The 14,686-nt window shown below is 62.7% G+C and carries 13 protein-coding genes and 1 pseudogene; 6 read left to right on the top strand and 8 right to left on the bottom strand.

Translation table 11 applies throughout. The features are described from left to right. Positions 1 to 202 precede the first annotated feature (202 nt). From ACR30Z_RS03970 to ACR30Z_RS03955, 4 genes and pseudogenes are all read right to left on the bottom strand, one after another. Positions 203 to 470: pseudogene (locus ACR30Z_RS03970) on the bottom strand (transposase); the annotation flags it as partial. Positions 471 to 767: 297 nt separating this feature from the next. Then, complete coding sequence (locus tag ACR30Z_RS03965) at positions 768 to 1,370, bottom strand: TetR/AcrR family transcriptional regulator (protein WP_089596031.1); 603 nt, start codon at positions 1,368 to 1,370, stop codon at positions 768 to 770. Positions 1,371 to 1,407: 37 nt separating this feature from the next. Further along, positions 1,408 to 2,757 carry a phenylacetate--CoA ligase PaaK gene (paaK, locus tag ACR30Z_RS03960; RefSeq protein ID WP_144650704.1) on the bottom strand — a complete coding sequence of 450 codons (1,350 nt, stop codon included), beginning with the start codon at positions 2,755 to 2,757 and terminating at the stop codon, positions 1,408 to 1,410. Between the two features lie 7 nt (positions 2,758 to 2,764). Then, the gene (locus ACR30Z_RS03955; protein ID WP_144650701.1) at positions 2,765 to 3,223 is read right to left on the bottom strand and encodes a hotdog fold thioesterase; all 459 of its coding nucleotides are present in this window, start codon (positions 3,221 to 3,223) and stop codon (positions 2,765 to 2,767) included. Positions 3,224 to 3,331: 108 nt separating this feature from the next. Between ACR30Z_RS03955 and ACR30Z_RS03950 the strand changes: the two genes are divergently transcribed. Next, positions 3,332 to 3,910 carry a GNAT family N-acetyltransferase gene (locus ACR30Z_RS03950; protein ID WP_434371295.1) on the top strand — a complete coding sequence of 193 codons (579 nt, stop codon included), beginning with the start codon at positions 3,332 to 3,334 and terminating at the stop codon, positions 3,908 to 3,910. Here the strand turns inward: ACR30Z_RS03950 and ACR30Z_RS03945 are convergent. Both ACR30Z_RS03945 and ACR30Z_RS03940 read right to left on the bottom strand, forming a co-directional pair. Continuing rightward, positions 3,903 to 5,456: a putative bifunctional diguanylate cyclase/phosphodiesterase gene (locus ACR30Z_RS03945; RefSeq protein ID WP_434371294.1), complete on the bottom strand. Its 1,554-nt coding sequence runs from the start codon at positions 5,454 to 5,456 to the stop codon at positions 3,903 to 3,905. The genes ACR30Z_RS03950 and ACR30Z_RS03945 overlap by 8 nt on opposite strands. A 2-nt stretch (positions 5,457 to 5,458) precedes the next feature. Continuing rightward, positions 5,459 to 6,511 carry a hypothetical protein gene (locus tag ACR30Z_RS03940; RefSeq protein WP_434371293.1) on the bottom strand — a complete coding sequence of 351 codons (1,053 nt, stop codon included), beginning with the start codon at positions 6,509 to 6,511 and terminating at the stop codon, positions 5,459 to 5,461. 107 nt (positions 6,512 to 6,618) lie between these two features. Between ACR30Z_RS03940 and ACR30Z_RS03935 the strand changes: the two genes are divergently transcribed. Then, positions 6,619 to 6,789, top strand: a complete 171-nt coding sequence (locus ACR30Z_RS03935) for a hypothetical protein (RefSeq protein WP_017199100.1) — start codon at positions 6,619 to 6,621, stop codon at positions 6,787 to 6,789. A gap of 157 nt (positions 6,790 to 6,946) precedes the next feature. On the opposite strand, the gene ACR30Z_RS03930 is transcribed toward ACR30Z_RS03935, so the two are convergent. Continuing rightward, positions 6,947 to 8,587 (bottom strand): ATP-binding protein, encoded by a 1,641-nt coding sequence (locus ACR30Z_RS03930; protein WP_434371292.1) that lies wholly within the window; start codon positions 8,585 to 8,587, stop codon positions 6,947 to 6,949. A gap of 213 nt (positions 8,588 to 8,800) precedes the next feature. On the opposite strand from ACR30Z_RS03930, the gene ACR30Z_RS03925 reads away from it, so the two are divergent. Then, a complete protein-coding gene (locus ACR30Z_RS03925) occupies positions 8,801 to 9,184 on the top strand; it encodes a DUF7793 family protein (RefSeq protein WP_144650686.1) in 384 nt (127 codons plus the stop codon). Between the two features lie 19 nt (positions 9,185 to 9,203). After that, positions 9,204 to 10,016, top strand: a complete 813-nt coding sequence (locus ACR30Z_RS03920) for a class I SAM-dependent methyltransferase (protein ID WP_434371291.1) — start codon at positions 9,204 to 9,206, stop codon at positions 10,014 to 10,016. A gap of 4 nt (positions 10,017 to 10,020) precedes the next feature. On the opposite strand, the gene ACR30Z_RS03915 is transcribed toward ACR30Z_RS03920, so the two are convergent. Next, complete coding sequence (locus ACR30Z_RS03915) at positions 10,021 to 12,240, bottom strand: S9 family peptidase (RefSeq protein WP_434371290.1); 2,220 nt, start codon at positions 12,238 to 12,240, stop codon at positions 10,021 to 10,023. A gap of 196 nt (positions 12,241 to 12,436) precedes the next feature. On the opposite strand from ACR30Z_RS03915, the gene ACR30Z_RS03910 reads away from it, so the two are divergent. Both ACR30Z_RS03910 and ACR30Z_RS03905 read left to right on the top strand, forming a co-directional pair. Then, a complete protein-coding gene (locus tag ACR30Z_RS03910; protein WP_144650677.1) occupies positions 12,437 to 13,234 on the top strand; it encodes a glycosyltransferase in 798 nt (265 codons plus the stop codon). Beyond that, on the top strand, positions 13,231 to 14,673 hold the full coding sequence (locus tag ACR30Z_RS03905) for a glycosyltransferase family 4 protein (RefSeq protein ID WP_434371289.1): 1,443 nt from the start codon (positions 13,231 to 13,233) through the stop codon (positions 14,671 to 14,673). The genes ACR30Z_RS03910 and ACR30Z_RS03905 overlap by 4 nt, the downstream gene beginning before the upstream one ends. The last annotated feature ends 13 nt before the right edge of the window (positions 14,674 to 14,686 follow it).

The following is a 14,686-nucleotide window of genomic DNA, read 5'->3' as shown; positions in this document are numbered from 1 at the left end:
TCATGTCCCGTGGGGTTTTGGGGTGGCGCTCTCTCACTTCCTGCGCGTATGACTTTTCTGATCGCGACGTCGTAGCCCAGGAAGAGCATGAACTCGCTCCAGGCGTCGTGCCAGAGTCGGGTCCGAACCACGGCTGGGGGCCAGGCTGTATTGATCGCGTCGATGGACATCGCCGCGAGCACACAGTCCCCGCGAGCACACAGTCCATAGGATGGTTTTGCCACTCGGTCATTTCCCCTACGACCTTCACGGTGATCCCGGAGATGGTGTCCTTGGAAACCGTCCCGCCGAACACGCAGGCGAAATGCGCCGCAATCTTCGCGGTAGTGAGCCCTTTCGCGCTCAAGGACAGAACGATTCCGTCGACGACGGTCGTCCGACGCTGTCGCTTCTTCATCGTTTGGGGGATCGAACGTGGACCCGGTATCCCGGGGCACATCGATCTCCACCGGGCCAATCTCGGTCACCAACTCTTGCTGATCCACCTCAGTGACCCTTGGAACCCATGGCCTCGCTCATGATCAGTCCTCCCCGCAGGCCAACGTTTGGCGTGTCAGGCCAACCCCGGATCCATCGTTATGAAGACACCCCCAGGAAGCCGTCACGGCGGACCCGAGGACTGGTGTTTGCTCTCTGACGGCCGGTCGGGTGTGGGATGTGAGTGAGGGTTGGCGGGTTGGGGTGTGGGATGTGAGTGAGCGTTGGCGGGTTGGGGTGTGGGATGTGAGTGAGGGTTGGCGGGTTGGGGTGTGGGAGGTGAGAGAGGCTCAGGCGGCCGTGTGGAGCCCGTCGAAGGCCATGGTGATGACGTCGTCCGCGAGCTTTTCAGGGGACAGGGAGCCTCCGGGCTTGTACCACTCAACGATCGAGTTGATGGTGCCGAACAGCAGGCGCGTGACCGTGCGGGGATCGATGTCCTGGCGCAAGGAGCCGTCCTCACGGGCAGCCGAGATCAGCTCAGCCACCTTGTGGTCGAACGCACGCCGGCGTTCCAGTGCGTCCCGCTCGATCTCCGTGTTGCCGCGCAAACGCAGCAGCAGGGTCACGAACGGCAGCCTGTCCACCAGGACCGCAATGGTCTGCCGCAACACGAATTCGAGCCGCGCGTCAGCGGGACCCGACGTTGCCGCGGGCTCTTCAAGGATGGCCTCCAGGCCGCCCAGCGCGTGGTCCAGGGCGAGCTTCAGGAGATCGCCCTTGGACGGCACGTGGTGGTAGATGGCTGACTTCGAGATCCCCAGGTTCTCGGCCAGGATGCCCATGGACGTTGCATCGTACCCGTGGCGGTTGAACACGTCGACGGCGATGCGGAGCACCGACTGCTGGTCGTAACCGGGCCGTCCGCGCTTGGTGGTGGTCTCAGTAGGCATGCTGGCATTTTCTCACGATCTCAACGGCGGAAGGCGCTCAGCCCTTGGGACGCATGTCGTAGATGCGGCGGAGCTTGCCGTTGGAGCGCTCAAGGGAACCGGGCTCCACCACATCAACGACGCAAGATGACCCGACGTGAATCTTGATCTGCTCACGCAAGGTGTGTGCCGCCGTCGTGCCTGCCTCGGACGGAACGTTCTCGCGGCGCTCAATCTTGACAGTCAGTGAATCCATGCGCTTGCCCTCAGGGCGGGTGATTTCGAGCTGGAAGTGCGGGCTGAGCTCCGGGATGCGCAGGGCGATTTCTTCGATCTGCGACGGGAAGAGGTTCACGCCGCGGAGGATGATCATGTCGTCGCTGCGACCGGTGATGCGGCCCATCCGGCGGTGAGCGGGGCGTGCGGTGCCGGGAAGCAGGCGGGTAAGGTCCTTGGTGCGGTAGCGGATGATCGGCAGAGCTTCCTTGGTCAAGGATGTGAACACGAGTTCTCCGGGTTCGCCGTCGTCCAGGACCGTGGAGTGATCGAAGGGGTCGATGATTTCGGGGCGGAAGTGGTCTTCCCAGATGTGGCAGCCGTCCTGCGTTTCAACAGCCTCGCCGGCAACGCCCGGGCCCATGACCTCGGAGAGCCCGTAGATGTCCGAGGCCTTGATGTTCATGGTGACCTCGAGTTCGTGGCGCATCTCTTCGGTCCACGGTTCGGCGCCGAGCACTGCGTACTTGAGCGAGGTGGAGGTGGGGTCGATGCCCTGGTGTGCCATGGCGTCCGCAATGGTCAACAGGTAGGTCGGCGTGGCCAGGATGGCGTCCGGCTTGAAGTCCTGGATGAGCTGGATCTGGCGTTCGGTCTGGCCGCCGGACATCGGAATGACGGTGCAGCCGAGCGCTTCGGCGCCGGCGTGAGCGCCCAGGCCGCCGGTGAAGAGGCCGTAACCGTAGGCGTTGTGGACCTTCATGCCGGGCCGGACTCCGGAAGCGCGGAAGGAACGGGCCACCAGGGTTGCCCAGTTGGCGAGGTCGTTCTTGGTGTAGCCCACCACTGTGGGACGGCCGGTGGTGCCGGAGCTGGCGTGGATGCGCGCCACCTGGTCCTGCGGGACGGCGAACATGCCGAAGGGGTACTCCAGGCGCAGGTCTTCCTTGGTGGTGTAGGGGAACTTGCCAAGGTCGCTCAACTCGCGGAGGTCCGACGGGTGCACGCCGGCTTCGTCGAACTTGCGCTTGTACAGCGGAACGCGATCGTACGCGTAGGCCACCGTGTGCTGGAGGCGGCTGAGCTGCAGGGCCTCCAGTTCGTCGCGGGAGATGGTCTCTTCACGGTCCAGCACGGGAGCAGTTGCCTTCGATGGGGAAGCTGTGGGTGCGGCCACGGTGTTCTGGGTCATGAGGTTCCTACTTCTTGGAGATAGTGCGGCTGCGGCCTCGGAACTCAGCAATGAGTTCGCCGGGCGCGGTGTCCGGGGTGGCATCGGCGTCGGCCGCGTAGATCTGGATGTCGTACAGGCCGCTGCGGCCGGTACTCGCGCGGCGGTCTGCGACGGCGGTGATCACCTGGCCTTGGAACGCCGGCTTGATGAAGTTGATGTCGACGCCGGACGCCACAGTGATGTTGGCAGCTTGCTTGGGCGTGGGGTTGGCCGGGTTGCAGGCCAGGGCAAAGGCGGTGTCACCGAAGGCGAAGATCATTCCGCCGTGTGCCATGCCGAAACCGTTGAGCATTTCCTGGCGGAGGTGCATGCGGATGGTGGCATGGCCGTCGTCGATCTTGAGGACTTCGATGCCCATCCATTCGGACGCGTAGTCGTTCGTCAGGATGTGGTGCGAAGCACCGGAGAGGGTTGTTTCAACCATGCGTCATTGCCTCCAGCTTTATTTACCGAATGTTCATTAGGTAATCCCAGATCGCGCCACGTGTCAAGACTGGACCACGATTCAGCCATAGCTAGTAGCCTCGAGTGCATGCCCGAAATTGAGCTTCCCATCATCACTGATCGACTTGTCCTGCGGCGCTTCGAGGCTGAAGACCTCGACCGTTTCCACGGCTACCAATCGCTGCCCGAGACTGCGCGGTTCCTTTTGCGCAATGAGCTGACCAAGACCAAGTCCATGGAAGTCCTTGGCCGGTACGCGAATTTCGAGTTCAACCAGGAAGGGGACTGGGTTTGCCTGGCTATCGAGCGCAAGGACCAGCCGGGCCTGATGGGTGAGGTGGTGCTGAAGTGGCTGGAGGGGACCGGCCAAGCCGAGCTCGGCTGGATCCTGCACCCGGACGCCCGCGGCCACGGCATTGCCACTGAGGCGGCCGAGGCCGTGCTGAAGCTTGCGTTCGAGCAGTTTTCCTTCCACCGCGTTGATGCGAAGCTGGATGCCTTGAATGTAGGGTCGGCCGGTATTTGTCAGCGCTTGGGCATGCGGCTCGAAGCAACCTTGGTGGACAACTGGCATTACAAGGGCCAGTGGGCCACCGAGAACATCTACGCCATTCTGGACTCGGAGTGGCGCACGCGGCACCATCCATGGACCCGGACCATCAGCTGACAGGCCACGCCTTGTGGTGCTTCAGCTGGTCGGTCAGCTGCTCCTCGGGCAGCGGCCGGCTGAAGTAGTATCCCTGGCCGCTGGTGCAACCGATGCTCAAGAGATACTCGGCCTGCCCGGCGTCTTCGATGCCCTCCCACACGGCATTCAGGCCGCATGCCCGGATGAGTTGCAGCACGGCGGCAAGCAGGGCGGGCTGCGACGGGTCGCTGCCCAAGGCCGAAAGAAGCGTCCGATCCACCTTCACCGCGTCTACGGGCAACCGCCGGAGATAGCTGATGGAGGAGTAGCCCGTGCCGAAGTCGTCGATTTCCAGTCCCACGCCCAGGCGGCGCAGGCTCATGAGCGTATAACGGTCCAGGTCGTTGCCCTGGATGACGGCGCTTTCGGTCAGTTCAAGGACCAGGAGCGAGGGGTCCAGATCGGCGGAGGCCAGGGCGTCCCGCACGTCTTCGATGAACTCCAGTCGCTGCAAGTCTGCAGCCGATACGTTGATGCGCATGGTGAAGTCGTGGCTCGCCGTCAGGGGGTCGCTGCGCCATTTCTTCAACTGTTCGACGGCGGTGCGGAGCACCCAGCCGCCCAGGTCGGAGATCATTCCCGTTTCCTCGGCGATGGGGATGAACTCGTCCGGCATGATGATCCCACGGGAAGGGTGGTTCCACCGGACCAGGGCTTCCACACCTTCAATTCCGCGGGTGTCCAGGCGGATGATGGGCTGGTAGTAGAGCACCAGTTGCGAGCCCGCGATCGCGTCTTTGAGCTCGCCCACCAATTGGTTCCGCATCTGCCGGGCATGCAACATGGCCGGTTCAAACACTTTGAGCTTGCCGCGTCCATCAGCCTTGGACTCGTACATGGCGATGTCTGCTTCCATCATCAGCTCTTCCGCCCTCTGGCCGGGGTCGGCCATCCGGAGGCCCATGCTGGCACCACAGCGGAGATGCTGACCCTCAATCTCCATGACGGCCACCACTGCAGCGAGGATGCGGTTGCCAATGGAGGCCGCCACCGCAGGGGTCACGTCCGGGATCAGGACAGCGAATTCGTCCCCGCCCATCCGGGCCACCATGTCTTGGCCGCGAACGGCCCCGCTGATGCGATTGGCTACGGTTTCCAGGACTTTGTCGCCGATGGTGTGGCCCAAGGAGTCGTTGATGGCCTTGAATCCGTCCATGTCCAACAGGAGTATGGCCGCACGGGTGCCGCGTTCCTCCCCAACGGCTTGGGCTTCGCTCAAGGCGGAGGCGAAGGCGGAGCGGTTGTGCAGGCCGGTCAGCGGATCAGTCATGGCCATGTGTTGCATCGCCAAGTGGGCTTCGTTGAGCTGCTGCGTCCGGGCCTGCACCCTTTGTTCGAGCTCTTCGTACACGATCTGGAGGTCTTCGGCCAGGAGGTTGGTTCCCATGATCACAGCATCGATTTCATCGCGTGCGTCCGAGACTTCGATCCTGGTGTTGAGATCCCCAGCGGCCAGCCTGACGATGCCTTCCAAGAGCAACCCCAAGCGGGGGTCGTCGCCGGAGTACATTTTCTCTTCGGACATGCTCACTCCCCGTGTGGCCGGCCTCTTTGCTCATCGACATGGCGCAGATGCTCCCGGACAGCCACACTGCGTTCGGGCAAAGCTGCTTGTTCGAACAACGAGGCTGCTTCTTCGAATGTAGCAAGTGCTTCCTCTCGCCGCCCGGACGCCAGCAATGTCCGGGCAAGCAGGAAGTGTGCCTCGGCGGAAGTTTGCTTGGCTAATATCGAGGACCGTGTGCAGAGGGGTTCAAGGATTGCCGCAGCCTGCTGCATATCCCCACTGAGGAAATACCAATGGGCGCGGACCAGGGACATTTCCAAATGGTCGCGTTCGGAGCCACCCACAATGTCCGTGGCGAGCTCGGCCCTTTCAATGCAGCGCAGGGTCGCGGCGTCACTGAGTTTCGCCTGAAGCCGCATTTCAGCGGAAGCCCGGTTGAAACGCGCCCATAAATCAACGTCTTTTGACGGCGAGAGCCTCTCGGCGGCAAGGTCGTGATAGAGCCCTCCGTCAGCCACGCGGTCAGCCAGGAAAGCAACGTTTCCAATGACCCAATAGCCTTTGCCCGCGGTGTCTTCGTCAACATCGTCGGTCAGCAGTGTTTCCAGGACCAGGCACTCCCGCCAAGCATCGTCCAGGAGCCTGCTTTCGGCCAGGGCGGCGATCAGGGCGCGTTGGGCAAGGATCTGGACGTAGACCAGGTCGGACTCGCGTGCAGCCAGCTTCGCCGCGTCAGCAGCCATGGTGGCGGCCTCGGCAAGTCGGCCAAGGCCTTGGAAAGCTATGGCTACCATGGTGCCTGCTTTGGCGCCGAGTTCGGGCGACGTGGCTGTCAGGCTGTGGTCGTTGAGCTCCACTGCCAGGCTGAGGTACTCCTCAATCCGGCCTTGATCCCGGAGGCATTCGGCTTGGAGGTACCGCATGTTCCACCAGGATTCCTCATCCCCGGCGAGCGTGGAGAGCTCTGCGGCGTCGCCTGCCAGGCGAAAGGCTTCATCGAAGTCCCGTTCCTTCCATTTGGCGCGCGCCGTGAGACCGGCAACGTGGTGGGAGGCTAACTGGGGACTGTGCATATGCCCATTATCCATGTCATTGAAGAAGAAAAGCTCGTATAGTTTGCCCCGTGACTTTATTCAAGTCACAGTCAACAAATTCGCATCAGTACGAAAGGGCATAGCGGATGAAAAAATTTGCGGCAACCCTGCTCATGGCGGCGGTTCTGGCAGTAACGGGATTCGCTGCTCCGGCTAATGCCGAGCCTACGCAGGACAGCACGGCAATCGGCTGGTGGCCGAACAGCACCACCACAGGCAAGACGAACACCACCAGCATCGGATGGTGGCCGAACTAAACATTGGGGGAGCGCCCCTCAAGGGCCACTTGACGTAAATTGATGCCCCGGGCTCCAGTCCGGGGCATCAGTTTTGTTTCGCTGCATGTCGCGCTTTAGTGACGGCAGAACACATGAACGGGCCAGGCATTGACACAGTTGTCACAGGCCGACGGAGCTACGGTCCGCCCACGGGTAGCTCCACGGATACCGTGGTCCCGGATCCCAAAGTGGAATCCAGGAGCAGGCGCCCCATGTGGCGGCTGATGATGTCGTGGGCGATCGCCAAACCGAGTCCGCTGCCGGGAACGGCGGCCGAGGTGGCATTTGAAGCACGGTAGAAGCGCGTGAAGATGTGCGGCAGATCGTGCTCGGGGATCCCCAGGCCATTGTCAGCAACTTTCACGAGTGCTGCCAGCCCGCCATCCTCAGCAGCTGACACCGTGCTGGTGATGCCCACGCGGCCGCCCTCGGGCGTGAACTTGATGGCGTTGGCCACGATGTTGGTGAAGACCTGTTCCAGTTTTGCTTCGTCGGCCGTCACTTCAATGTCCTCGGTTGCCTCCGTGAAGGACAGAGAGACGTGGCGGGACTCCGCCAGAGGTCGAAGAGTCGCGACCACCACTTGGAGTAGTTTGGCGATATCCACCGGTTTGAGGTCCAAGTTGCTGGCGTCCTGCATGGAGACCGTGAGCATGTCTTCGATGAGCTTGCGCAAGCGGTTCGAGTTGCGTGCGATGACGTCCAGCATCTTACCGATGCCCTCCGGGACCGGCCCGCCGGAACCGTCCTGGATCATGTCCAGGTAGGCGGTGATCGAGGTGAGCGGAGTCCTGAGTTCGTGGTTGACGGTGGCCAGGAACTCGGTCTTGGCTTTGTCCAACTGCCTCAGCTGGTGGAGTACCCGCTGTTGGGCGCTGATGAGGTGGCCTTGTATGAGGCCGTGGGCCACGTTGCCGGCCACGTGCTGCATCAAGGCGATCTCCGGGCGGGTCCAGTCGTGACGCTCTTGCACGGTGCTCAGGAGGATGATGCCCATGGCGGAGGCGCCTTCGCCCACGGGAAGCAGCACGGTGGAGACGGGCGTAAGTTCGCAGGACCACTCCCGGAGCGCCTTGGCGATCTCCGAGTCCGGGTCCTCGCGATGGTCTGTTACCGCCAGGACATCGGCTTCAGCCCATAGCTTGTTGGCCGTCTCGGTGATGATGTTCTCGCTGTCCCCCAGCTTCGCGGGAAGCAGAGGCACGTTGGCCGCATTCCATTGCGCCCGGATACTCGGGACCCGTTCGTCGCGGAACGTAGCGAACCACACGTGGTCCACGCCCAGGGCCTCGCCGAAGCCACGCACCACATGGTCCGCAATCAGTTGGGGGTCGTTTGTCTCCCGGATGGCAGAGGAGACATTTCGGAGGCTTTCCCGCAGCGCTTCGATTTCGCCACGGGAGCGTGCCCGTTCCTTGGCACGGCCGATCAAGGTTTCGACGCGATGGATGAGCTCTCCGTCACGTACCGGGCTGATGATGTAGTCCGCTACACGCCAGGACTCCATCTCGGCAAGGTCCACGGATTCTTGTGCCGAGAGGAGCAGCAGCACGGGAGCTCCAGGGTTGTGGAGCCCGTGTGCCAAGGAGCTTTCCGCCACCACGACGTCAGGGCTGTGTTGCCTGATGCGGGAGGCAATGGATGCGCTGTCCGCTGCTGGGAAAATGTCGAATCCCGCTGATGAGAGCGCAGCTGTGGTCCCGGCCAGGCGGTCCTCATCGGAATCCGCCACTACTGCGGAACGGGAATGCTGTACATCGGCACCGGTCTCGCCCACTGAGCCCCTTCCGTTCCAACGCTCATCCCACAGTAATTCCTGATGTGGCAACACCCTATCAGCGGCATTGCGGACAGGTGTGGCCGTGCACCAAATGAGCCGGATGAGTCGTGGGACACACCTTTACTTTGGGAGCCGGATTCGACAGCCTTAGGGGAATCAGCAGGGCAAGCATGTCCGCCTTCCCTGCAGGCGAAAGGCAAGAGGAGCAACGTGGACCACCCAGCAACACCTCAGGATCATCAGCAGGTGACGTTCCAGCTGGAGCTCGAAGAGCCGGGCATCCTGCGACTCACGTGGCCGCGCGGCGCCAGGATCCAGGAATCCGACGCGCAGCGGGCCATGGACCGGGTCAATGAGCTCTGCGGGGAGGACCGCCACCCGATGATCGTGGACATGGCAACCACGGACGACGTGACGAGGGGAGCCAGGTCCGTGTTCGCCAAACCATGCCAGGCCAACCGCATCGCCCTCTGGGGTTCATCGCCCGTGGATCGGGTCATTGCCAACTTCTTCCTGGGCATCATGAAGCCGCCCTGCCCCACCAAGTTCTTCACATCGGAAACGGAAGCGCTTGAGTGGTTGGTGGAGGCCTAACGCCACATATATTTGGAGGATGTTCTCCGCCTTCAGGAAGTACCTGCTGATTCCACGCCTCATCAGGCTTTCTTCGGCTGCTCCCAAGGATCCGCGAACTGCCTGGGACCAGTACTGGGGCAACATCCGTTCCACCGGTGCCACGGGCGATGTCCTATGGGACTCGGGCAGCGATCACGAACTGAACGGCTACCTGCCTACGTTGGCGCACTTGGACCCGGCCCTGCCTGTGGTGGATGTCGGGTGTGGGAACGGCAGCTTCACCCGGCTGCTGGCGCAGCACTTCCCGCTCGCTGTGGGGCTGGACTACTCCGCGAACGCCGTGGACCGCGCACGGCTGGAGTCAGCGGATGTTACGACGGCGTCCTTCGCCGTGTGCGACATGACGGCACCTGACGCTGCGCAGACTGTCGCGGCGGCACTCAAAGAGGCAGGCTGGACCGGTGAAGCGAACGTGTTCATCCGCGGAGTCCTGCACGTACTGGACCTCGACGGCCGTTCTGCTTTGGCAGTGAACCTCTTGCCCGTCGTCGGGACCCGCGGCGGCGTTTTCCTGGCGGAAACCAACTTCCCAGGCACCCCCGTTGATTACGTCAGCCATCTGGGTGCCACCCGGAAATCCATTCCGGCGCCGCTTGAGTGGGCCATCCGCGGGTTGCCCATGCCTGGGCGCTTCGGGGCTGCACAACGTGCCAAGGCGTTTCCGACGGCGGACTGGAACCTTGTGGAGGAAGGCTCAGCGAGCATCGAAACGCGGCCGCTCGGCAATCCGTCGGCCTCGGACGTGATCCCGGGCTACTACGCTTTGCTCCGGGCGCGCCAACCAGGGTGAGCAGCTATTTGAGCCCTGCCCCAGGCAGGAGTTCGGTAGCCCCTACGGAGTCGGCCACGAAAGCGTAGTCCCAGGCCCGCTCGCGCCACTGGACGTATCGTCCTGACGCACCTCCGTGCCCGCCGTCCATCTCGATCTTCATCACGATGGGCTCGGATCCTGTGGAGACGGACCGGAGCGCCTGAACCCATTTGGCCGGCTCGACGTAGAGCACGCGGGTGTCATTGAAGGACGTCACGGCAGCGATCTTGGGGTAGGCCACGGCCCCCACATTCTCGTACGGAGTGTAGGACTTCATGTACGCGTAGGCCTCGGGATCCGTGATCGGGTTGCCCCATTCCTCCCATTCCAGGGCGGACAAAGGGAGCTCGGGATCCAGAATGGTGGTCAAGGCGTCCACGAACGGAACCTGCGCCACCACGGCAGCGTACTTTTCCGGAGCCATGTTGGCGACGGCACCCATGAGCAGGCCACCGGCGGATCCGCCCATGGCGGCAACACGGGCAGGGTCCACCCAACCTGAGCCTGCCAGCCAGTCCGTGGCCGCAATGAAGTCCGTGAAGGTGTTCTTTTTGGTGAGTTTCTTGCCATCCTCGTACCACTGGCGTCCCAGCTCGCCGCCGCCGCGGATGTGGGCGATGACCATCACGATCCCGCGGTCCAGGAGTGACAACCGGGCAACGCCGAAGCCGGGATCCATGCTCATTTCGTAGGAGCCGTAGCCGTAGACCAGCCCGGCAGAGGTTCCATCCTGCTGCACCGACGCGTGCCGCAGCAATGACAACGGAACCCGGGTGCCGTCGTCGGCGGTGGCCCATTCACGGGTGGCGACGTAATCCTGCGCGGAGTAGCCGCCCAGGACAGGGCTTTCCTTGCGGAGCAGCAATTGGCCGGCAGGCAGTTCGGCTGTCGGCAGGACAAAGTCGTAGACGCGGGACGGCGTGAAGTAGGACGTATAGCCCATGCGGATCACGGGAGCCTCGTAGTCCGAGCCGGAAACTCCGGCCGTGTAGAGCTCCTCGTCGAAGGCAGGCTCAACCGGCGCGGCCTGAGCGGGAGTGCCGAGCCCTGCCAAGGGCAGCACCTGCACGCGCTCTATGGTGTCCTTGCGGACGGAAAGGACCAGGTGGGTGGACGTCACGCCCGCGCCGTTGACGCGCACGTCAGAGGAATGTTCGACGACGGTCCGCCAGTCCTGCTCGTCGAGTGGCTTGGTGAGCTCTTCCGGGTCCACCAGGCTCACCATGGAGTTGATGGCGTCCTTGTTGTGGGTCAGGAGCAGTGTCTCCTTGCCATCCAGGAGGAAGGGCTCGGCCTCGTAGAGCACGTGGTGGTCGCGCGGGATGACGGTGCTGAGGCCCGCGGCGTAGTCGTCGAAGCGGAGCAGCCGGGTTTCGCTGAACTCGGAGCAACCGATGCTGAGCACCAGGTGACGGCGGTCGGAGGCGAGGTCGAAGCCCAGCCACATGGCGACGTCGTCCTCCTGGTACAGAACCTCATCCTCGGTGACCGGCGTTCCCAGGACGTGTGCCTTCACCTGGTAGGGGCGCCAGGAATCATCCACCACGGTGTAGAAGAGGCGTGCGCCATCCGGGGAGAAAGCCACTCCGTAGAAGATGTCCTCGATGACGTCCGGGAGGAGTTCGCCGGTACGCAGGTCCTTGATCCGCAGGGTGAACCGCTCGTCTCCGGAGTTGTCCACGGCGTAGGCATAGAGGTTGCCGTCAACGGTCACGGCGGCGCCGCCAACGCTGAAGAAGGGCTGGCCTTCAGCTTCCACATTGCCGTCCAGGAGCACCTGCTCGCCGGGAAGTTCCACGCCGGCTTCAACGGGCGGGGGAGTCCAGTCCGCCACGGGGTCGCCGGTGTTCCGGGCCAGCACGCGGCACTGGATGGTGTACTCCTTGCCCTCTACCGAACGGCTGTAGTACCACCAGCCATCCTTCCGGCTGGGCACGGACAGATCCGTCTCCTGGGTGCGGCCCTTGATCTCCTGGAACATGGCCTCGCGCAATGGTTCCTGATGCGCGGTGACTGCCTCCTGATAGGCGTTCTCCGCCTTGAGGTGGTCTACAACCTCCGGCGATTCTTTGTCCCTGAGCCATTCGTAGTTGTCCACGAAGACGTCGCCGTGGTGTTCGCGGCGGGTGGGGACCAGTTTGGCGACGGGAGGCTGGACTGCTGATTCCGTGGCGGAGGCGGCGGCGGAAGACGTGTGGCTCATGGGGCCACTCTATCGACGGGCTCAGACACCGAACCACTGATTTCGCTCAGAGCGCCGGGGCTTCCCCGGATTAGTGAGAGCCGTCGATGACTTGAATCTTCAACCCAGATTGCCGTCATGACTTGCGTGCTGCGCCCACTCCTTATATTGCGAGCACGATTTCGTACCGTTCCCGAATAGACAGTAGGAGGTTCAGATGGCCCTGCTTCACTCGCACAGCGTTCACATCGGAAAGAGGGGAGGCCTTCAAGCACGTCGACGTTCAGACTCTTTGCGCCGATCCCAGGTGGATCTCGAAGTTGTTATTCCGGCCTACAACGAGGCCGCAAGGATTCCCAACACCTTGACGCAGACCGTCGATTTTCTGGCCAACCAGCCTTGGTCCTCCCGCATCGTGGTGGTGGACAACGGCAGCGTGGACGAGACCGCGGCTGTTGTGCGCCGGATATCCCGTGAAAAAGGGGACGAGGTTCCCATTTCCGTTGTGGGGTGCTCCCGTCGCGGGAAGGGGGCAGCCGTCCGCCGCGGCCTCCTCAGCGGTACCTCCCGGTTCACAGGCTTCTTTGACGCGGATCTCGCCACGCCGCTGGACACGCTTACGGAAGTCATGACGCACCTTTCCGACGGAGCAGCTGCGGTCATAGCCTCCCGCCACGCCCCAGGCTCCAGATTGGTCCGACCCCAACATTTCGGGCGCCGTGTGGGTGGTAAGGCGTTCCGGGTCTTGACCAAGTCAAAGGTCAAGGGCATCCAGGACACACAGTGCGGATTCAAATTCTTCGAACGGGACGCCCTCACTGCCGCCATGGTTCAGTGCCGCAGCACAGGGTTCGCCTTTGACGTGGAGCTTTTGCTTCGACTGCAGGACAACGAGGCCAGCATCATTGAGCTTCCTGTCGCTTGGACAGACGGTGCCGAGTCAACATTCCGTCCGTTCCAGGACGGTGTCGCCAGCTTCGCGTCGGTGATCCAACTTCAGAAAGCAACACTATGACGGATGCGTTCACCGACCTGAATTCCCCAACCAAACTCGCCGGAAAACACGTACTGGTTCTCAACTGGCGCGACATCCAGCATTCACAAGCAGGCGGCGCCGAGCAGTACATGCATGAGATTTCCAAGAGGTGGGTGCAAAACGGAGTTCAGGTCACGTGGTTTACTGGGCGCGACTCCGGCCAGTCCATGGAGGAAGTCATTGACGGCATCCGAATCCTTCGCGGAGGCGGGCCGCTATCCATCTATGGACAATCCGCTGTCAGGCTTCTGCGCACCAGCGGTCAGTTTGATGCCGTGGTGGATTGCCAAAACGGCATCCCGTTCTTTTCCCCGTTGTTCCTGCCGCGATCAATTCCCATCATTCAATTGGTCCACCACGTTCACCAAGAGCAGTTCCGCACCCGGTTCTCCCCGCCGCTGGCCGCAGTGGGTCGGTTCCTTGAGAACACCGGAGCCAAAACGGTATACGGGCAGCGGGCCATCGTGGCGGTGTCACCTTCCACGCGGCAGGAACTGCGGAAGCTCGGATTCTCGGGAGCCATCCATGTGGTGCCGAATGGCACTATCGATATTCCCCGGGTAGTGGCGCCCCGTACGCCTGAGCCCACCATCGCCGTCGTCAGCCGTTTGGTGCCTCACAAACGGCTGGACCTGTTGCTGGGCCAGTTCGCTGTGGCTGCCCGCAGCGTGCCGAACCTGCGGCTGGACATCGTCGGCGATGGCCCGGAACGTGCGCGCCTGCAGCAGCTCGCCATGGACTTGGGCCTGGACCACGCCGTGACTTTCCATGGCTACCAATCCAACGAGGTTCGTGACGAGTTGCTGAGCAGGGCTTGGCTGACCGCCTCCACGTCGGCTTCGGAAGGCTGGGGCTGCTCTGTGATCGAAGCCGCGGCTTGGGGTGTGCCGTGCCTGGCACTCCGCGTTCCTGGTATCCGGGACTCCGTAGTAGACGGCAGGACCGGTTGGCTGGTTGACACGCCCAAGGAGTTCGGGGCGGCCATGATTGAAGCGATCACAGCAATGTCGGAACCGGATGCAGCATTGGAGACTTCCGCCGAGTGCCGGGAGTGGGCCGGCAGCTTTACCTGGGACCGCAGCACAAGACTGCTCACGGGCGTGCTCCTGGAAGAAGGAAAGGTTCGACGCGAAGGCGGGGACGGGCGTGCACGGCACTCGGATCTATCCACGATGGTGCGCTTCGAAGTGCCGCCCGGGGCCAACCTCGCCACCATCCTTCGGCCAACGGACGAAGTTGCGCTGACCGATGATGGGCACATTTCAGTCCTGATGAAAGGCCGGGACGAATTCGAGGCCTTCGCCGTCGTGAAGAAAATTGGCGTGCCCGCGGCGGAACTCCGCCCGGCCGGCCCTGGCACCTTGCTTGCTGGACCGGGGAGTCCGTTCACGCCAGCCGACGCCTTCGATGGACAGTAGCGGTAGCAGGATC

Origin of the sequence: Paenarthrobacter sp. FR1 (genome assembly GCF_051106045.1) — a bacterium.
Taxonomy (GTDB): Bacteria; Actinomycetota; Actinomycetes; order Actinomycetales; family Micrococcaceae; genus Arthrobacter; species Arthrobacter nitroguajacolicus_A.
This window is presented reverse-complemented; position numbering and strand designations above follow the sequence as displayed.

Bases quoted from the DNA above. Each gene is read 5' to 3' on its own strand.
- ACR30Z_RS03965 (WP_089596031.1), bottom strand. From the start codon at position 1,370: ATGCCTACTGAGACCACCACCAAGCGCGGACGGCCCGGTTACGACCAG.
- paaK (WP_144650704.1), bottom strand. From the start codon at position 2,757: ATGACCCAGAACACCGTGGCCGCACCCACAGCTTCCCCATCGAAGGCA.
- ACR30Z_RS03955 (WP_144650701.1), bottom strand. From the start codon at position 3,223: ATGGTTGAAACAACCCTCTCCGGTGCTTCGCACCACATCCTGACGAAC.
- ACR30Z_RS03950 (WP_434371295.1), top strand. From the start codon at position 3,332: ATGCCCGAAATTGAGCTTCCCATCATCACTGATCGACTTGTCCTGCGG.
- ACR30Z_RS03945 (WP_434371294.1), bottom strand. From the start codon at position 5,456: ATGTCCGAAGAGAAAATGTACTCCGGCGACGACCCCCGCTTGGGGTTG.
- ACR30Z_RS03940 (WP_434371293.1), bottom strand. From the start codon at position 6,511: ATGCACAGTCCCCAGTTAGCCTCCCACCACGTTGCCGGTCTCACGGCG.
- ACR30Z_RS03935 (WP_017199100.1), top strand. From the start codon at position 6,619: ATGAAAAAATTTGCGGCAACCCTGCTCATGGCGGCGGTTCTGGCAGTA.
- ACR30Z_RS03920 (WP_434371291.1), top strand. From the start codon at position 9,204: ATGTTCTCCGCCTTCAGGAAGTACCTGCTGATTCCACGCCTCATCAGG.
- ACR30Z_RS03915 (WP_434371290.1), bottom strand. From the start codon at position 12,240: ATGAGCCACACGTCTTCCGCCGCCGCCTCCGCCACGGAATCAGCAGTC.
- ACR30Z_RS03910 (WP_144650677.1), top strand. From the start codon at position 12,437: ATGGCCCTGCTTCACTCGCACAGCGTTCACATCGGAAAGAGGGGAGGC.
- ACR30Z_RS03905 (WP_434371289.1), top strand. From the start codon at position 13,231: ATGACGGATGCGTTCACCGACCTGAATTCCCCAACCAAACTCGCCGGA.